This is a genomic window from Actinomadura sp. 6N118 (assembly GCF_044326415.1).
In the GTDB taxonomy this organism is placed as follows: domain Bacteria; phylum Actinomycetota; class Actinomycetes; order Streptosporangiales; family Streptosporangiaceae; genus Spirillospora.
Map to the genome: position 1 here is coordinate 328,042 of NZ_JBIRAZ010000004.1, position 14,495 is coordinate 342,536.

Consider the following 14,495-nt stretch of genomic DNA (forward strand, 5'->3'; position numbering starts at 1 on the left):
ACGGATCTGTCGTTGGGCCTGCCTAAAATCGTCTCCATGGCACCCCCGGAAGAGAGCGCCGTCGAGCTCGACGGCTTGGTCAAGCGCTACGGCGCGGCCACCGCGGTCGACGGGCTCTCGTTCCGGGCCGGACGCGGCGCCGTGACGGCCCTGCTCGGCCCCAACGGCGCGGGCAAGACCACGACCATCGAGATCTGCGAGGGCTTCCGCCGCGCGGACGCGGGCACCGTACGGGTCCTCGGGCTCGACCCGCACCGCGACGCGCGGGCCCTCAAGCCCCGGGTGGGCGTGATGCCGCAGTCAGGCGGCGTGCCCGGCACGGCGCGGGCGGCCGAGTTCCTGCGGCTGGTCGCCGCGTTCCACGCCGGCCCGCTCGATCCCGCCGCGCTGCTGGCGCGCCTCGGCCTCACCGAGCACGCGCGCACGCCGTTCCGCCGGCTGTCGGGCGGCCAGCAGCAGCGGCTCTCGCTGGCGGTGGCGATCGTCGGCCGGCCCGAGCTGGTCTTCCTCGACGAGCCGACCACCGGGCTCGACCCGCAGGCCCGCCGCGCCACCTGGGAGCTGATCGAGGAGCTGCGCGCCGCCGGGGTCTCGGTCGTCCTCACGACGCATCACATGGAGGAGGCCGAGGGCCTCGCCGACCAGGTCGTCATCGTCGACCACGGCCAGGTCGTGGCGCAGGGCAGCCCCGCCGAGCTCACCGGCGCGGAGCGGCAGCTGCGCTTCCGCGCCCGGCCGGGGCTGGGCCTGGACGAGCTGCTCGCGGCGCTGCCGGCGGGGAGCGCCGCGAAGGAGTCGCCCGCCGGGCACTACCTGGTCGAGGGAGACGTGCGGCCTGAGCTGCTGGCCACGGTGACCGCCTGGTGCGCCTCGCACGGCGTCCTCACCGAAGATCTGCGGATCGAGCGGCGCACTCTGGAAGACGTCTTCCTTGAGCTGACCGGACGGGAGCTGCGCTCGTGACCACCCAGCCGACAGCGCGGTCCGCCGCCGGGCCGCCCCGGCTCGACCTCACGCCGGCGCCCGGGGCGGTGCCGCTGCCGCGGATGATCCTGGCGCAGACCGGCTACGAGCTGCGGACCATGCTCCGCAACGGCGAGCAGCTGCTGCTCACGATGATCATCCCGGTGGTGCTGCTCACGCTGTTCAGCGCCACCTCGCTGCTGGACCTCGGGCCGGGCCGCCGGGTCGGCTTCCTCGCCCCCGGCATCCTGGCCCTGGCTGTCATGTCCACCGCGTTCACCGGCCAGGCGATCGGCACGGGCTTCGAACGGCGCTACGGCGTGCTCAAGCGGCTGGGGGCCACCCCGCTGCCCCGCACCGGTCTGATCGCCGCCAAGACGCTCACCGTCATCGCGGTGGAGGCGCTGCAGGCCGTGGTGATCTCCGCGGTGGCGCTCGCGCTGGGCTGGGAGCCGCACGGCAACCCGCTCGCGGTGGTGGCGCTGATCCTGCTCGGCACCGCCGCGTTCAGCGGCTTCGGGCTGCTGATGGCCGGGACGTTGCGCGCCGAGGCCACGCTTGCCGCGGCCAACTTCGTCTACATCCTGCTGCTGGCCGTCGGCGGTGTGGTCTTCCCGCTCGACAAGTTCCCCTCCGGCGCCCGCTCGGCCCTGGAGCTGCTGCCGATCTCGGCGTTGGCCGAGGGGCTGCGGCAGGTGCTGCAGCACGGCGCCGCGCTGCCCGGCAAGCCGCTGCTCGTTCTCGCGCTGTGGGCCGTGGCCGGCCTCGCTCTGGCCGCACGTTTCTTCAAGTGGGAGTGATCTGTGGCACTCGCTGATGCCCCCGGCTCGGACGGCGCGACCGGCGGGTTCCCCCGCCCTGCGCGGATGGTGTCGCTCGGGTCAGTGCCGCCGCCCGCGCTGATCCTTCTCGGCATCGTCTCGGTGCAGGTCGGCGCCGGGATGGCCAAGCACATGTTCGACCGGATCTCGCCGGACGCCGTGGTGCTGATGCGGCTGGCGACGTCGGCGATCGTGCTGGGCTTCATCGGCCGCAAGGTGCTGCGGACCGTGCTCCGCGACCACACCAGGGGCGATCTCGCCGTGGCCGCCGGCTTCGGGCTGACACTCGCCTTGATGAACTTCTCGATCTACCAGTCGTTCGCACGGATCCCCCTTGGCGTCGCCGTGACGATCGAGTTCCTGGGCCCGCTGACGGTCGCCATCGTGGCCTCCCGGCGCCTGCGCGACGTGGTGTGGGCGCTGCTGGCGTTCGGCGGCGTGGTGATGCTCGCACGCGGCGGCGAGCTGGACATGGTGGGCATCGCGTTCGGATTGCTGGCGGGCGTCTGCTGGGCCGGCTACATCCTCCTCAGCGCCGCCACCGGCAAACGTTTCGCGGGGTCCACTGGGCTGGCGCTGGCGAGCATCGTCGGCACGTTCGCCATGCTGCCCATCGGGGTCACCTCGGGCGGCTCGGCCCTGCTCAGCCCGGAGCTCCTGCTCATCGGGCTCGGTGTGGGCCTGCTCTCGTCGTTGATCCCCTACTCCCTGGAGCTGGAGGCCCTCCGGCGCATGCCCGCCCGGGTCTTCGGCATCCTGATGAGCCTCGAACCCGCCGTCGCCGCGCTGATCGGCGTGCTGCTGCTGGGCGAGATCCTCTCCGGCCGCCAGTGGCTGGCGATCGGCTGCGTGGTCGTGGCCTGCGTCGGCGCCACCCGCGGCCAGCAGGATCCGCCCGAGGCGCCCGAAGCCTGACTAGGATCATCTGACTAGGATCCTTCGAGAGGACGCCACGACAGCACCCCCGACAGAAAAGAGGCCGCCGTGACCGCCTGGCGAGAAGAAGAGGGGCTGCCGCCCGAGTTCTTCGAGGCGGGCTCACCGTCGTTCGTCGACTTCCTGCGCACCCGCGCGCCCGAGCTCCTGCCGGTCAACCGCGAGCGCAAGAACGTCCTGGACCTTCCGCACGGCACCACGATCCTGGCGCTGACGTTCCCCGGCGGCGTGATGATGGCCGGCGACCGGCGCGCCACCCGGGGCAACGAGATCGCCTACCGCGAGCTGGACAAGGTCCAGAAGGCCGGTGAGCACTCGGTGGTCGCGTTCGCCGGGACGGTCGGGCTGGCACTCGACATGGTCCGGCTGTTCCAGGTCGAGCTGGAGCACTACGAGAAGATGGAGACGGTCACGCTGTCCCTGCCGGGCCAGGCCCGCCGCCTCGGCGCCGTCATCCAGGCCAACCTGGCGCAGGCCCTCCAGGGGCTGGCCGTGGTCCCGCTCTTCGCCGGCTACGACCTCGACTCCGACACCGGCCGGATCTTCACGTACGACATCATCGGCTCGCCGCAGGAGGCCCGCGACTTCCACGCCGAAGGCTCGGGCTCGCCCTACGCTCACGGCGCGCTCAAGAAGCTCTACCGCCGCGACCTGTCGGAGGACGAGGCCGCCGCGGTGTGCATCGAGGCCCTCTATGACGCCGCCGACGACGACTCCGCCACCGGCGGACCCGACCTGACGCGCCGCCTCTATCCGGTGATCGGGTCGGTCACCGCCGACGGCTACCGCCGCCTCCCCGAGGACGAGGTGGCCGCCATCGTCGACCGGGTCGTCCAGGCCCGCCACGAGCGCCCCGACGGTCCGGTGGCGCCGCTGCGCTGATCATGCCTGGGCCGCTGCGCTGATCATGGCCGGTTCGACGCCGGCCGGCCGATCACGGGGTGTCGGACCCGCTCCCTAGGATGGGCCCATGGCACGCGCGAACGACGAGGCCGCCGAGCTCATCCAGGAGCTGGCCGACCTCCTCTCCATCACCGGCGGCGACGCCTTCAAGATCCGGGCGTACGAGAAGGCCGCCCGCGCGATCGCCGGCTATCCCGAGGACATCTCCGGCCTCGACCTGGCCGGGCTGAAGAAGATCCCGACCGTCGGGGAGGCGATCGCCAAGAAGGTGCTCGACTACACCACCACCGGCACGATCCGCCAGGTGGAGGAGCTGCGCACCCAGATCCCCGCGGGCGTCCGCGCGCTGACCACCATCCCGACCCTCGGCCCCAAAAAGGCGCTCGCCGTCTACGAGGAGCTGGGCATCTCGTCCGTCCCCGAGCTGGCACAGGCCATCCAGGAGGGCCGCCTGCGCGATCTCAAGGGCTTCGGCGCCAAGACCGAGGACAACATCCTGCGCGGCATCGAGCTCATGCAGCAGTCCGGCGAGCGGGTCCTGATCGACGGCGCCGCCGACCTCGCCGACGAGATCGTGGCCGCCCTCACCGCCCACCCCGCCGTGCAGCGCTGCACCCACGCGGGATCCCTGCGCCGCATGCGCGAGACCATCGGCGACATCGACGTCCTCGCGGCCTCCACCGACCCCCACCCGATCATGGAGGCGTTCACCGCTCTCCCCTACGTCACCGAAGTGATCGCGAGCGGCGACAAGAAGACCTCGGTCCGCACCACCAGGGGCCTCCAGGTCGACCTCCGCGTCGTCCCTCCGGAGTCGTGGGGCGCCGCCCTGCAATACTTCACCGGCTCGCAGGCGCACAACATCCGCACCCGCGAGATCGCCGTCCGCGCGGGCCTCAAGCTCTCCGAATACGGCCTCTTCCACGCCGAGTCGGGCGACCTGATCGTCTCCGAGACAGAAGAAGAGGTCTACGCGCGGCTGGGCCTCCCCTGGATCCCGCCGACCCTCCGTGAGGACGGCGGCGAGATCGAGGCGGCCCTCAAGGGCGAGCTCCCCCGCCTCGTCACCGTCGAGGATCTCAAGGGTGACCTCCACAGTCACACCGACCTCACCGACGGCCTGGCCACCTTGGAAGAGATGGTCGAGGCCGCCGCGGCCCGCGGCCTGGAGTACTACGCGATCACTGACCACGCGCCCAACCTCTTCATGCAGCGCATGACCGACGAGAAGATGCTGGCCCAGCGCGAGCAGGTCCGCGCCCTCCAGGCGAAATACCCCGGCCTCACCCTCCTGCACGGCACCGAGCTCAACATCGACCCCGACGGCGAGGTCGACTGGGACGGGGACTTCCTGGCCGGTTTCGACGTCTGCGTCGCCTCGGTCCACTCCGCGTTCACGCAAGACACGGCGGAGATGACCCGCCGCTTCGTCCGCGCCTGCGAAAACCCCCACGTCCACGTGATCGGCCACCCCACCGCGCGCCTCATCGGCAAGCGCCCGCCCGTGGACGCCGACTGGGACGAGGTCTTCCGCGCCGCCGCCCGCACCAGCACGGCCCTGGAGATCGACTCGTTCCCCGACCGCCTGGACCTGCCGGCCGACCTGATCCGCCGCGCCGTCCGCCTCGGCGTCAAGTTCTCCATCGACACCGACGCCCACGCGCTCCGCCATCACCGCAACATCCGCTTCGGCGTCGGCACCGCCCAGCGCGGCTGGCTCACCCCCGACGACGTGATCAACACCTGGCCCCTGGACCGCCTCCGCGCCTTCCTCGGCAAGTCCTGACCCGCCGCCGGCGGCGGTCAGGCGGGCTGAGGGGTCTTACGGGTCTCCTGGACGGCGGGAGCCGGGGCCAGGGGCCCTCGGTCGCGGGCAGCGAAGATCAGCCGCAGGGCGGCGATCCACATGATCGCCGAGCCCAGCATGTGCAGGACCACCAGGACGGCGGGCACGCCCGTGAAGTACTGGACGTAGCCGATCGCGCCCTGGGCCATCTCGATGACGAAGAGCTCGACGGCGCGGCGCTGGAGGGCCGAGGGGGCGCCTGACCGGTGACCGGAACGGAGCGCAGCGGAGTGCAGGCCGCCGGTCAGGCGGCCTTTGCCGGGGGGTCTGGGGGGTCGTCCCCCCAGAGGGGGGCGGGTCCGGCGCAGGACCACGAGAAGGACGATCGTCAGGGCCACGGTGAGCCAGGCGAAGGCGCTGTGGATCCGGGCGACGTCCTCGATGTTGAAGCCCCAGCGGCGCGACTCGGCGTCGCCCGCGTGCGGGCCGGTGCCGGTGACGACCGTTCCGGCCACCATGAGCAGGGCCGTGACACCGATCAGGGCCAGGATGAGCCGCCGGACGCCGCTGCCCACCAGCGGGCGCACGGGTTCGTCACCTTCCCCGGCGCGCACCCAAAGGGCCAGGCAGAAGATCAGGAGCGCGGGCGAGATCAGGAAGTGCAGCCCGACCGAGGCTGGGTGGAGCTTGGTGAGCACCACGATGCCGCCGATGATGGCCTGGGCGAAGACACTCGCCGGCTGCGCGCAGGCCAGGAGCACCAGGTCGCGACGGCGGGGGCGCAGCCGCAGCGCGGCGACGAAGACGGCCACGCCGATCGCCAGCACCAGGAACGTCAGCATCCGGTTGCCGAACTCGATCGCCATGTTGACGGCCGAGTGGTCGGGATGCGCGGTGGGCACGAGGCTGTCGCCGGTGCACTTGGGCCAGTCGGGGCAGCCCAGGCCGGACTTGGTGACCCGCACCGCACCGCCGGTCGCGATGATGCCCGCGTTGCCGATCACCCCGAGCAACGCCAGGAGACGCATCGACGCCGGGGTGGGATGCCACACGGCGGCCCACACACGGGTCAGGGGATTGCGCGAGGAGGGGACGACGTCGGATCGTTCAGCCACGGCACTCATCGTATGGCCGCCCCCCGGTGACCCTGACCCGACCCCGGGTCAGCCGTGAGGACGGGGCCCGACGTCCGCGTCAGCCGTAGGGACCAGGCGGGGGCGGCATGAAGCCGGAGGGGCCTTGCGGGGCCCATGGAGGGGCGGCGGGCGACGGCACGCGCGGCGGAGTCCGGAGGAATGCCTGCCGGGCGGTCCCCATGAGGCCCAGCAGGGCGTCGCGCCGGGTGGCGAACCACCGGGGTTCGGCGACGCCTCGTTCGGCCCGTTTGTGGAGCAGGGCGAGCTCGGTCGCGGCCAGCTGGTAGTCCTGCATGGCGCGCGCGGCGGGCCGGCCGCCGACCGTGCGGGCCCAGCGCCGGGCGGCGCGGCGGGACGGGATGGTCCGCAACATCCGGACGTCCTGGGGTGTGACGAGCCCGGTGCCCCCGTACATGGGCAGGTACGCCTCGATCCGGCGGACCGTGCGCCGGCGCTCCACGATGACCACGACCACCAGGGCGATGAGGACGCAGAAATCCAGCAGGTAGACGATCCCGAGACCGCCGAGGCCGAACGCGGTGGCGCCGTTCCAGAGGCCGTGCAGGACCATGGCGGCGAAGAGCCCCAGCAGCGGCGCCAGGACCTGCTTGCCGCGGTGGGTGGCGGCGTACGCGACGCCCAGCCCGGTCATCGAGGTGAAGAGCGGGTGGCTCAGCGGGGCCACGAGTCCGCGCAGGATGAAGACGGCCTGGAGCTGCTGCGTGCCGCCCTCGTCGTACGCCCGCATGTAGTAGGTGATGTTCTCCATCATGGCGAACCCGAGGCCCACCATGGTCGCGTACATGATCCCGTCGGCGAACCCGTCGATCTCGTTGCGGCGGATCCACAGCAGCACGAAAAGCACCGCGCCCTTGAGCGTCTCCTCGACCAGCGGCGCCCCGAAGGTCGCGCTGACGAAGTGCCCCTCGGTCTCGCCGAAGATCGGCACCGTCACGTACAGCAGGCCGAGCGTGTTGAGGATGAGCGCGCCGAGCACCGCCACCCCCGCGCCCCACATGAACGCGAACGCCAGGGCGCGCGGCGGCTCGGGCTCCAGCCGGTCGAGCGTCAGCGCCAGCGCGATGAGCAGCGGGATCGGGATGATCGCGAGGACCACGCCGACCCAGAAGCCCGCTCCGCCCCAGAGGGCGTCGACGCCCAGGGCGATCACGGCGCACAACGAGGACACCACCAGGCCGATGATCAGGCCGGCCGACGGCCGCCCCGGAACACGCCCTTCGAGCACCGCTTTGGGATCTACGCGCGCCATGTCGCGAGCGTAACCGGCCGGTCAGCGCTGAGTAGAGGCGGGAGCCTCACATCGTTGTTCCGATCAGGGCTCAGAAGAGCATCGGGTCGATCGCCACGGCGGTGAACAGCAGGGCCAGGTAGACGTTCGACAGGTGGAAGAAGCGCATCGGCCGAAGGTGGACACCGCTCACACCCGCCCGCACCGCCCGCAGCAGCCGGTGCCCTTCGAGCAGGAACACCGCGCCGAGCACGACCGCGACCGCGCCGTACACCGGCCCCATCCCGGCCACCGGCCACAACAACAGCGAGCACGCCACGGTCGCCCAGGTGTAGAGGAGGCTCTCGATGACAACCCGGCGCTCGGTGGCGACGACGGGCAACATCGGCACCTTGGCCAGCTTGTAGTCCTCGCGGTAGCGCATCGCCAGCGTCCAGGTGTGCGGCGGGGTCCACAGGAAGACCACGCCGAACATCACGAACGGGGTCCAGCTCAGGCTGTCGGTGATCGCGGCCCAGCCGATCAGCACCGGCATGCAGCCCGCGATGCCGCCCCACACGACGTTCTGAGAGGTGCGGCGCTTGAGCAGCAGCGAGTACACGAAGATGTAGAACAGGATCGCGAAGACCGAGAGGGCGGCGGCGAAGACGTTCACCGTGAGCGCGAACCCGGCCGTGGAGCCCACTGCCAGCACGACACCAAAGATCAGCGCCTCGGTCGGCGAGACCTGCTCCCGGGCCAGCGGGCGGCGCCGCGTCCTGCGCATCTTGGCGTCGATGTCGCGGTCGATGTAGCAGTTGATCGCGTTGGCCGCGCCCGCCGACATCGTGCCGAACACCATCGTCGCCAGCGCGAGGCCGAGCGGCGGCACTCCCCGGGCGGCCAGGAACATCACCGGCAGCGTCGTGATCAAGAGCAGCTCGATGACGCGCGGCTTGGTCAGCGCGACATAGGCGCGCACCAGCGCGCCCACCGGCCTGCGGCCTGCCGTCGGCTCCGGCGGCGGCGCCGGGAGCTCCGCCGGCATCTCCTCGGTCAGCTCGACGCCGGGCTTGTTACTGAGCACCGTCACAATCGGGTCCACGTCCATTTAGGCATGAGAGGCCGTTCACGACCTCGGCGGTGCCCCCCGTGATGGGCCGCACCTCGGCGTGATGAAGGCTTGATGGAACTGCCGCGGCCGCTGTCGTCAACCGCGCAATCACTGTAGTGCGCCCCCTCCCAGGGTCGAGCACCGGGGCACCGAACGCGCCGCACGGGCGGGCCCGGAGCAGCCGCACGGGCAGGCCCAGACCAAGCGCACGGGCGGGCCGGACCACAGGTCGCTGGGGGGCTGCGGATCCCCCGTGGGTTCACTCCTGCGGGTGGTTAGTCCCAAGGACCATCGGGCAAGGGTCGGGATGTGCGGCGCGGGCCGCCCGTGGCCCGCCGTTCACCGCGACGTCAGGAGCTGCGGTCCGCCGGTTCGATAGGGTCAGAGGGCAAGGCGTGATCATCGCCGTGCGGATCGTCGAGACGACCGCTCCAGGCGGTTCACCTGGGGAAGATCTGCGGGCCGTTCCACGTTTCGGTGAGCGACGGCGAACAACGGCGCGTCGTGCGGACGTACAGACTGAAGACGATCCGAAGTTGAAGTTGAAGCTGTGGTGTGAAGCAGGCACAGCGGTTCGAGAGGAGCCTGGCGTTCCGTGAGCAGGGACAGCAGCACGTTTGAATGGTCCGACCTGGACCGGCGGGCAGTGGACACGATCCGCGCCCTGGCCATGGACGCGGTAGAGGAAGCGGGCTCTGGGCACCCGGGCACGGCGATGAGCCTGGCCCCGGCGGCCTACCTGCTCTTCCAGCGGTTCCTGAAGCACGACCCGACCGACCCCGCCTGGCCGGGCCGCGACCGGTTCGTGTTGTCGTGCGGGCACTCCAGCCTGACCCTCTATATCCAGCTCTACCTGTCGGGTTACCCGCTGACGCTGGACGACATCAAGTCGCTGCGCAAGTGGGACAGCCTCACCCCGGGCCACCCCGAGCACGGGCACACCGCGGGCGTGGAGACGACGACCGGCCCGCTGGGCCAGGGCCTCGCCAACGCGGTCGGCATGGCGATGGCGGCGCGCCGCGAGCGCGGGCTGTTCGACCCGGACACCGACCAGGGCGAGTCCCCCTTCGACCACACCATCTGGACTTTCGTCTCCGACGGTGACATCGAGGAGGGCATCAGCCACGAGGCCAGTGCCCTCGCCGCCCACCAGCGGCTGGGCAACCTGGTCGTGCTGTACGACGACAACAACATTTCCATCGAGGACGACACCCGGATCGCCCTCTCGGAGGATGTCCGCGCCCGCTACAGGGCGTACGGCTGGCATGTCCAGCACGTCGACTGGGCCCTCGACGGCGACTACAAGGAGAACGTCCAGCAGCTCGCCGAGGCCTACGCCGCCGCGCGTGCCGAGACCTCGCGCCCGTCCTTCATCTCACTGCGCACGATCATCGGCTGGCCCGCGCCGAACAAGAAGAACACCGGCAAGATCCACGGCTCCGCGCTGGGTGCCGACGAGGTCGCGGCCACCAAGAGGATCCTGGGCCTCGACCCGGAGCTGTCCTTCGACGTGCCCGAGGACGTGCTGGCCCACGCCCGCCGCGTCATCGACCGCGGCCGCGAGCTGCACGCCGAGTGGGACACGTCGTTCGCCGCCTGGCGCGAGGGCGACCCCGAGCGCGCCACCGAGTACGACCGCATCTCGGCACGCCGCCTGCCCGAGGGCTGGACGGCCAAGCTGCCCGAGTTCGAGCCCGGCAAGGACCTGGCCACCCGCGCCGCCTCCGGTGAGGTGCTCAACGCGCTGGCCGGGGTGCTGCCCGAGCTGTGGGGCGGGTCCGCCGACCTCGCCGAGAGCAACAACACCACGATGAAGGGCGAGCCGTCGTTCGTCCCCGAGGAGTTCCAGACCAAGGAGTTCCCCGGCGGCCCGTACGGCCGCACGCTTCACTTCGGCATCCGCGAGCACGCCATGGGCGCGATCCTCAACGGCATCGCGCTGCACGGCGGCACCCGGCCCTACGGCGGCACGTTCCTGGTCTTCAGCGACTACATGCGCCCGGCCGTGCGCCTCGCCGCGGTGATGGGGCTGCCGGTGACGTACGTGTGGACGCACGACTCCATCGGGCTGGGCGAGGACGGCCCGACCCACCAGCCGGTCGAGCACCTGTGGGCGCTGCGCGCCATCCCCGGCCTGGACGTCGTCCGGCCCGGCGACCCCAACGAGACCGCGGTCGCCTGGCGCACGATCCTGGAGCACACCGACCGCCCGGCGGGCCTGGCGCTCACCCGGCAGAAGATCCCGACGTTCGAGCGCGGCAACGGCATCGCCCCGGCCGACGGCGTGGCCAAGGGCGGCTACGTGTTGGCCGACGCCTCGAACGGCTCACCCGAGGTGATCATCATCGCCACCGGCAGCGAGGTGCAGCTGGCCGTCCAGGCCCGCGAGACGCTGGAGGCCGAGGGCACCCCGACCCGGGTCGTCTCGATGCCGTGCGTCGAGTGGTTCGAGGAGCAGGACGACGCCTACAAGCAGCAGATCCTGCCGCCGTCGGTGAAGGCCCGCGTCTCCGTCGAGGCCGGCGTCACCCTCGGCTGGCGCGGCTATGTCGGCGATTCCGGGGAATCGGTGGGCCTGGAGCACTTCGGTGCTTCGGCCGACTACAAGACGCTGTACGAGCAGTTCGGCATCACGGCGGAGCGCGTCGTGGCCGCCGCCCACTCCAGCCTGATCAAGGCCGGCACCGACAACGCGGGCCGCGGCCACACCACCGGCAACTGACTCGCTCTGGCCTAGCACAGCAGACGGCTCGAACTGCAGGAGGAAGCGATGAGTGACAACCTGAAGAAGCTCTCCGACGAGGGTGTGTCGATCTGGCTCGACGACATCAGCCGGGAGCGGCTCCGCACGGGCAACCTCGAGAAGCTCGTCAAGGAGAAGCACGTCGTGGGCGTGACCTCCAACCCCACGATCTTCGCCAAGGCGCTGAGCAAGGGCTCGGCGTACGACGAGCAGGTCAAGGATCTGGTGCTGCGGGGCGTGGACGTCGGCGAGGCGTCGCGCGCGATCACCACGTACGACATCCGCTGGGGTTGCGACGTGCTGCGGCCGGTCTACGACCGCACCGACGGCCTGGACGGCCGGGTCTCGATCGAGGTCGACCCGCGGCTGGCCCGCAAGACCGGCGAGACGATCGCCGAGGCGCGGGCGCTGTGGTGGCTGGTGGACCGGCCCAACCTGTTCATCAAGATCCCGGCGACCGAGCAGGGCCTGCCCGCGATCACCGCGGCGCTGGCCGAGGGCATCAGCGTGAACGTGACGCTGATCTTCTCGCTGGAGCGGTACGGCAAGGTCATCGACGCGTACTTCGCGGGGCTGGAGAAGGCCCGCGAGAACGGCCACGACCTGTCCAAGATCGCCTCGGTGGCGTCGTTCTTCGTCAGCCGGGTCGACACCGAGATCGACAAGCGCCTCGACAAGATCGGCACCGACGAGGCCAAGGCGTTGCGTTCCAAGGCGGGCGTCGCCAACGCCCGGCTCGCGTACGCGCTGTACGAGGACAAGTTCGGCACCGACCGGTGGAAGGCCCTCAAGGACGCCGGGGCGCGGCCCCAGCGGCCGCTGTGGGCGTCGACCGGCGTGAAGGACCCCGACCTTCCCGACACGCTCTACGTCGACCAGCTCGTCGCCCCCGGCACGGTCAACACCATGCCCGAGGCCACGCTGGAGGCGGCGGCCGACCACAGCGACGTCGTGGGCGACACCGTCACGGTCAACTACGACGACGCCCGCGCCCACATGGAGGCCCTCAAGACGGCCGGCGTCGACTACGACGACGTCGTCAAGGTCCTGGAGGACGAGGGCGTCGACAAGTTCGAGGTCTCCTGGAACGAGCTCCTCGGCACGATCTCCGGCGAGCTCGACGACAAGCAGGGGGCAGGCGCGTGACCTCGGTGGTGACCGCCGGCGGGGTGTCGGTCACCATCCGGGGCGCGTACGGGCTCGCTGACCTCGTGGATGAGACCGAGACGGTCCTGGACCGGCTCGTCTCCGACGGCGTCCCGGGTTCCCTGACGTCCCGGCACGCCGGTCTCTGGGGACCGGACGCCGCACGCGCGGCCACCCGGCGGCTGGGCTGGCTCGGCCTGCCGGAGAGCTCGCGGGCGCTGCTCGGCCGCCTCGCCGAGCTTGTCGGCGAGGCGCGCGGCGCGGGGCTCGACCGGATCGTGCTCGCGGGCATGGGCGGCTCGTCCCTCGCGGCCGAGGTCATCGCCGGGGCCGGCGGTGCGGAGCTGACCGTCCTCGACACCATCGATCCGCACCAGGTGGCCGACGTGCTCGCCGACCGCCTCGACCGCACCCTCGTGGTGCTGTCCAGCAAGAGCGGCGCCACGGTCGAGACCGACGCGCACCGCCGCGTCTTCGAGCAGGCGTTCGCCGAGGCCGGGATCGGCGGTGCCGATCTGAGGCGCCGCTTCGTGGTCGTCACCGACCCGGGCTCGCCGCTGGAGGCCGTCGCCAACGCGGCCGGCTACCGGCTCGTGCTCGCCGATCCGGACGTGGGCGGCCGCTACGGCGCGCTGTCCGCGTCCGGCCTGGTGCCCGGCGCGCTGGCCGGCGTGGACGTGGTGCGGCTCCTGGACGAGGCGGCGGCGCTGGTCCCCGCGCTCCAGCAGCCGTACGACAATCCCGCGCTGGCGCTGGGCGCCGTCCTCGGCAGCTCGGCCCTCGGCGGCCACGACAAGCTGGTGATCGCAGACAACGGCTCCGGCCTGCCGGGCCTCAGCGGGTGGATCGAGCATCTCGTCGCAGAGTCCACGGGCAAGGACGGCAGGGGCCTGCTCCCGGTCGTCGTCGAGAGCGTGGACGCGCCCGGCTTCGAGGTGACCGGAGACACGCGCCGGGTCGTGCTGGGCAGCCGCCCGGACGAGCTCGGCGCCGGCCGTGACGCGGGGCTCGGCGTCACGGGCCCGCTGGGGGCGCAGTTCCTGCTCTGGGAGTACGCCACGGCGATCGCGTGCCGTGTCCTCGGGGTCGATCCGTTCGACGAGCCGGATGTGCAGGAGTCCGAGGACAACACCGCGGCGCTGCTGCGGGCCGAGGAGGGCCTCGCCCCGACCGTCGTCCGCACGGCTCCCGCGCTGGTCGAGGGCGCCGTGGAGGTGCACGCCGGCGAGGAACTCCTGAAGGGGGCCAAGGATCTCGCCGGGGTGCTGGAGGCGATCCTGACGGCGGCGCCCGATCGCGGCTACCTCGCGGTGATGGCCTACCTGGATCGGTTCGGCGACGCTTCGGCGGCCGGGTTCCGGTCCTTGCTGGCCGAACGCGGCGCAGGGCTCCGCAAGCGCGCCGTCCCGGTCACGTTCGGCTGGGGCCCGCAGGTCCTGCACACCACCGGGCAGTACCACAAGGGCGGCCCGCAGAACGGGGCGTTCCTGCAGATCACGGGTGGCGTCCGGGAGGACGTCGCGGTGCCGGACCGGCCCTACACGCTGGGGCAGCTGCAGCTCGCCCAGGCGTTCGGAGACCTGCGGGTGCTGCGGTCGCTGGGCCGTCCCACGTTCCGGATCCACCTGCGGGACCGCGACGAGGGCATCGCGCAGCTGACCAAAGTGCTCACAGGCTGATCGTGCGCCACAGCGTGTTCCGGTCGTTCAGTTTGCACGA

Annotated in this window: 11 protein-coding genes; 8 read left to right on the top strand and 3 right to left on the bottom strand. The window is 71.6% G+C overall.

Going from position 1 to position 14,495, the window contains the following annotated elements; genetic code table 11:
• Window positions 1–36 precede the first annotated feature (36 nt).
• The 5 genes from ACH34W_RS12325 (at window position 37) to polX (ending at window position 5,409) form a co-directional block, all read left to right on the top strand.
• Window positions 37–963 (top strand): ABC transporter ATP-binding protein, encoded by a 927-nt coding sequence (locus tag ACH34W_RS12325; RefSeq protein WP_395960931.1) that lies wholly within the window; start codon window positions 37–39, stop codon window positions 961–963.
• Window positions 964–1,046: 83 nt separating this feature from the next.
• Complete coding sequence (locus tag ACH34W_RS12330) at window positions 1,047–1,763, top strand: ABC transporter permease (RefSeq protein ID WP_395961184.1); 717 nt, start codon at window positions 1,047–1,049, stop codon at window positions 1,761–1,763.
• 3 nt (window positions 1,764–1,766) lie between these two features.
• Entirely contained in the window at window positions 1,767–2,699 is a 933-nt protein-coding gene (locus ACH34W_RS12335) for an EamA family transporter (protein ID WP_395960932.1), read from the top strand.
• A gap of 69 nt (window positions 2,700–2,768) precedes the next feature.
• On the top strand, window positions 2,769–3,602 hold the full coding sequence (gene prcB / locus ACH34W_RS12340; protein WP_395960933.1) for a proteasome subunit beta: 834 nt from the start codon (window positions 2,769–2,771) through the stop codon (window positions 3,600–3,602).
• An 88-nt stretch (window positions 3,603–3,690) separates the two neighbouring features.
• On the top strand, window positions 3,691–5,409 hold the full coding sequence (gene polX, locus ACH34W_RS12345) for a DNA polymerase/3'-5' exonuclease PolX (RefSeq protein WP_395960934.1): 1,719 nt from the start codon (window positions 3,691–3,693) through the stop codon (window positions 5,407–5,409).
• A gap of 17 nt (window positions 5,410–5,426) precedes the next feature.
• Here the strand turns inward: polX and ACH34W_RS12350 are convergent, their stop codons facing one another.
• From ACH34W_RS12350 to ACH34W_RS12360, 3 genes are all read right to left on the bottom strand, one after another.
• Window positions 5,427–6,533, bottom strand: coding sequence for a heme A synthase (locus ACH34W_RS12350; RefSeq protein ID WP_395960935.1), 1,107 nt, complete (start codon window positions 6,531–6,533; stop codon window positions 5,427–5,429).
• A gap of 70 nt (window positions 6,534–6,603) precedes the next feature.
• Entirely contained in the window at window positions 6,604–7,815 is a 1,212-nt protein-coding gene (locus ACH34W_RS12355; protein ID WP_395960936.1) for a PrsW family intramembrane metalloprotease, read from the bottom strand.
• Window positions 7,816–7,885: 70 nt separating this feature from the next.
• The gene (locus ACH34W_RS12360) at window positions 7,886–8,821 is read right to left on the bottom strand and encodes a heme o synthase (protein WP_395961185.1); all 936 of its coding nucleotides are present in this window, start codon (window positions 8,819–8,821) and stop codon (window positions 7,886–7,888) included.
• 661 nt (window positions 8,822–9,482) lie between these two features.
• On the opposite strand from ACH34W_RS12360, the gene tkt reads away from it, so the two are divergent.
• From tkt to ACH34W_RS12375, 3 genes are read left to right on the top strand one after another with little or no spacing between them, the layout of a single operon-like run.
• The gene (gene tkt, locus ACH34W_RS12365) at window positions 9,483–11,609 is read left to right on the top strand and encodes a transketolase (RefSeq protein WP_395960937.1); all 2,127 of its coding nucleotides are present in this window, start codon (window positions 9,483–9,485) and stop codon (window positions 11,607–11,609) included.
• Between the two features lie 48 nt (window positions 11,610–11,657).
• Window positions 11,658–12,776, top strand: a complete 1,119-nt coding sequence (gene tal, locus ACH34W_RS12370; RefSeq protein ID WP_395960938.1) for a transaldolase — start codon at window positions 11,658–11,660, stop codon at window positions 12,774–12,776.
• Window positions 12,773–14,455: a glucose-6-phosphate isomerase gene (locus ACH34W_RS12375; RefSeq protein ID WP_395960939.1), complete on the top strand. Its 1,683-nt coding sequence runs from the start codon at window positions 12,773–12,775 to the stop codon at window positions 14,453–14,455. Before tal ends, ACH34W_RS12375 begins: the two co-directional genes overlap by 4 nt.
• Window positions 14,456–14,495: the final 40 nt, after the last annotated feature.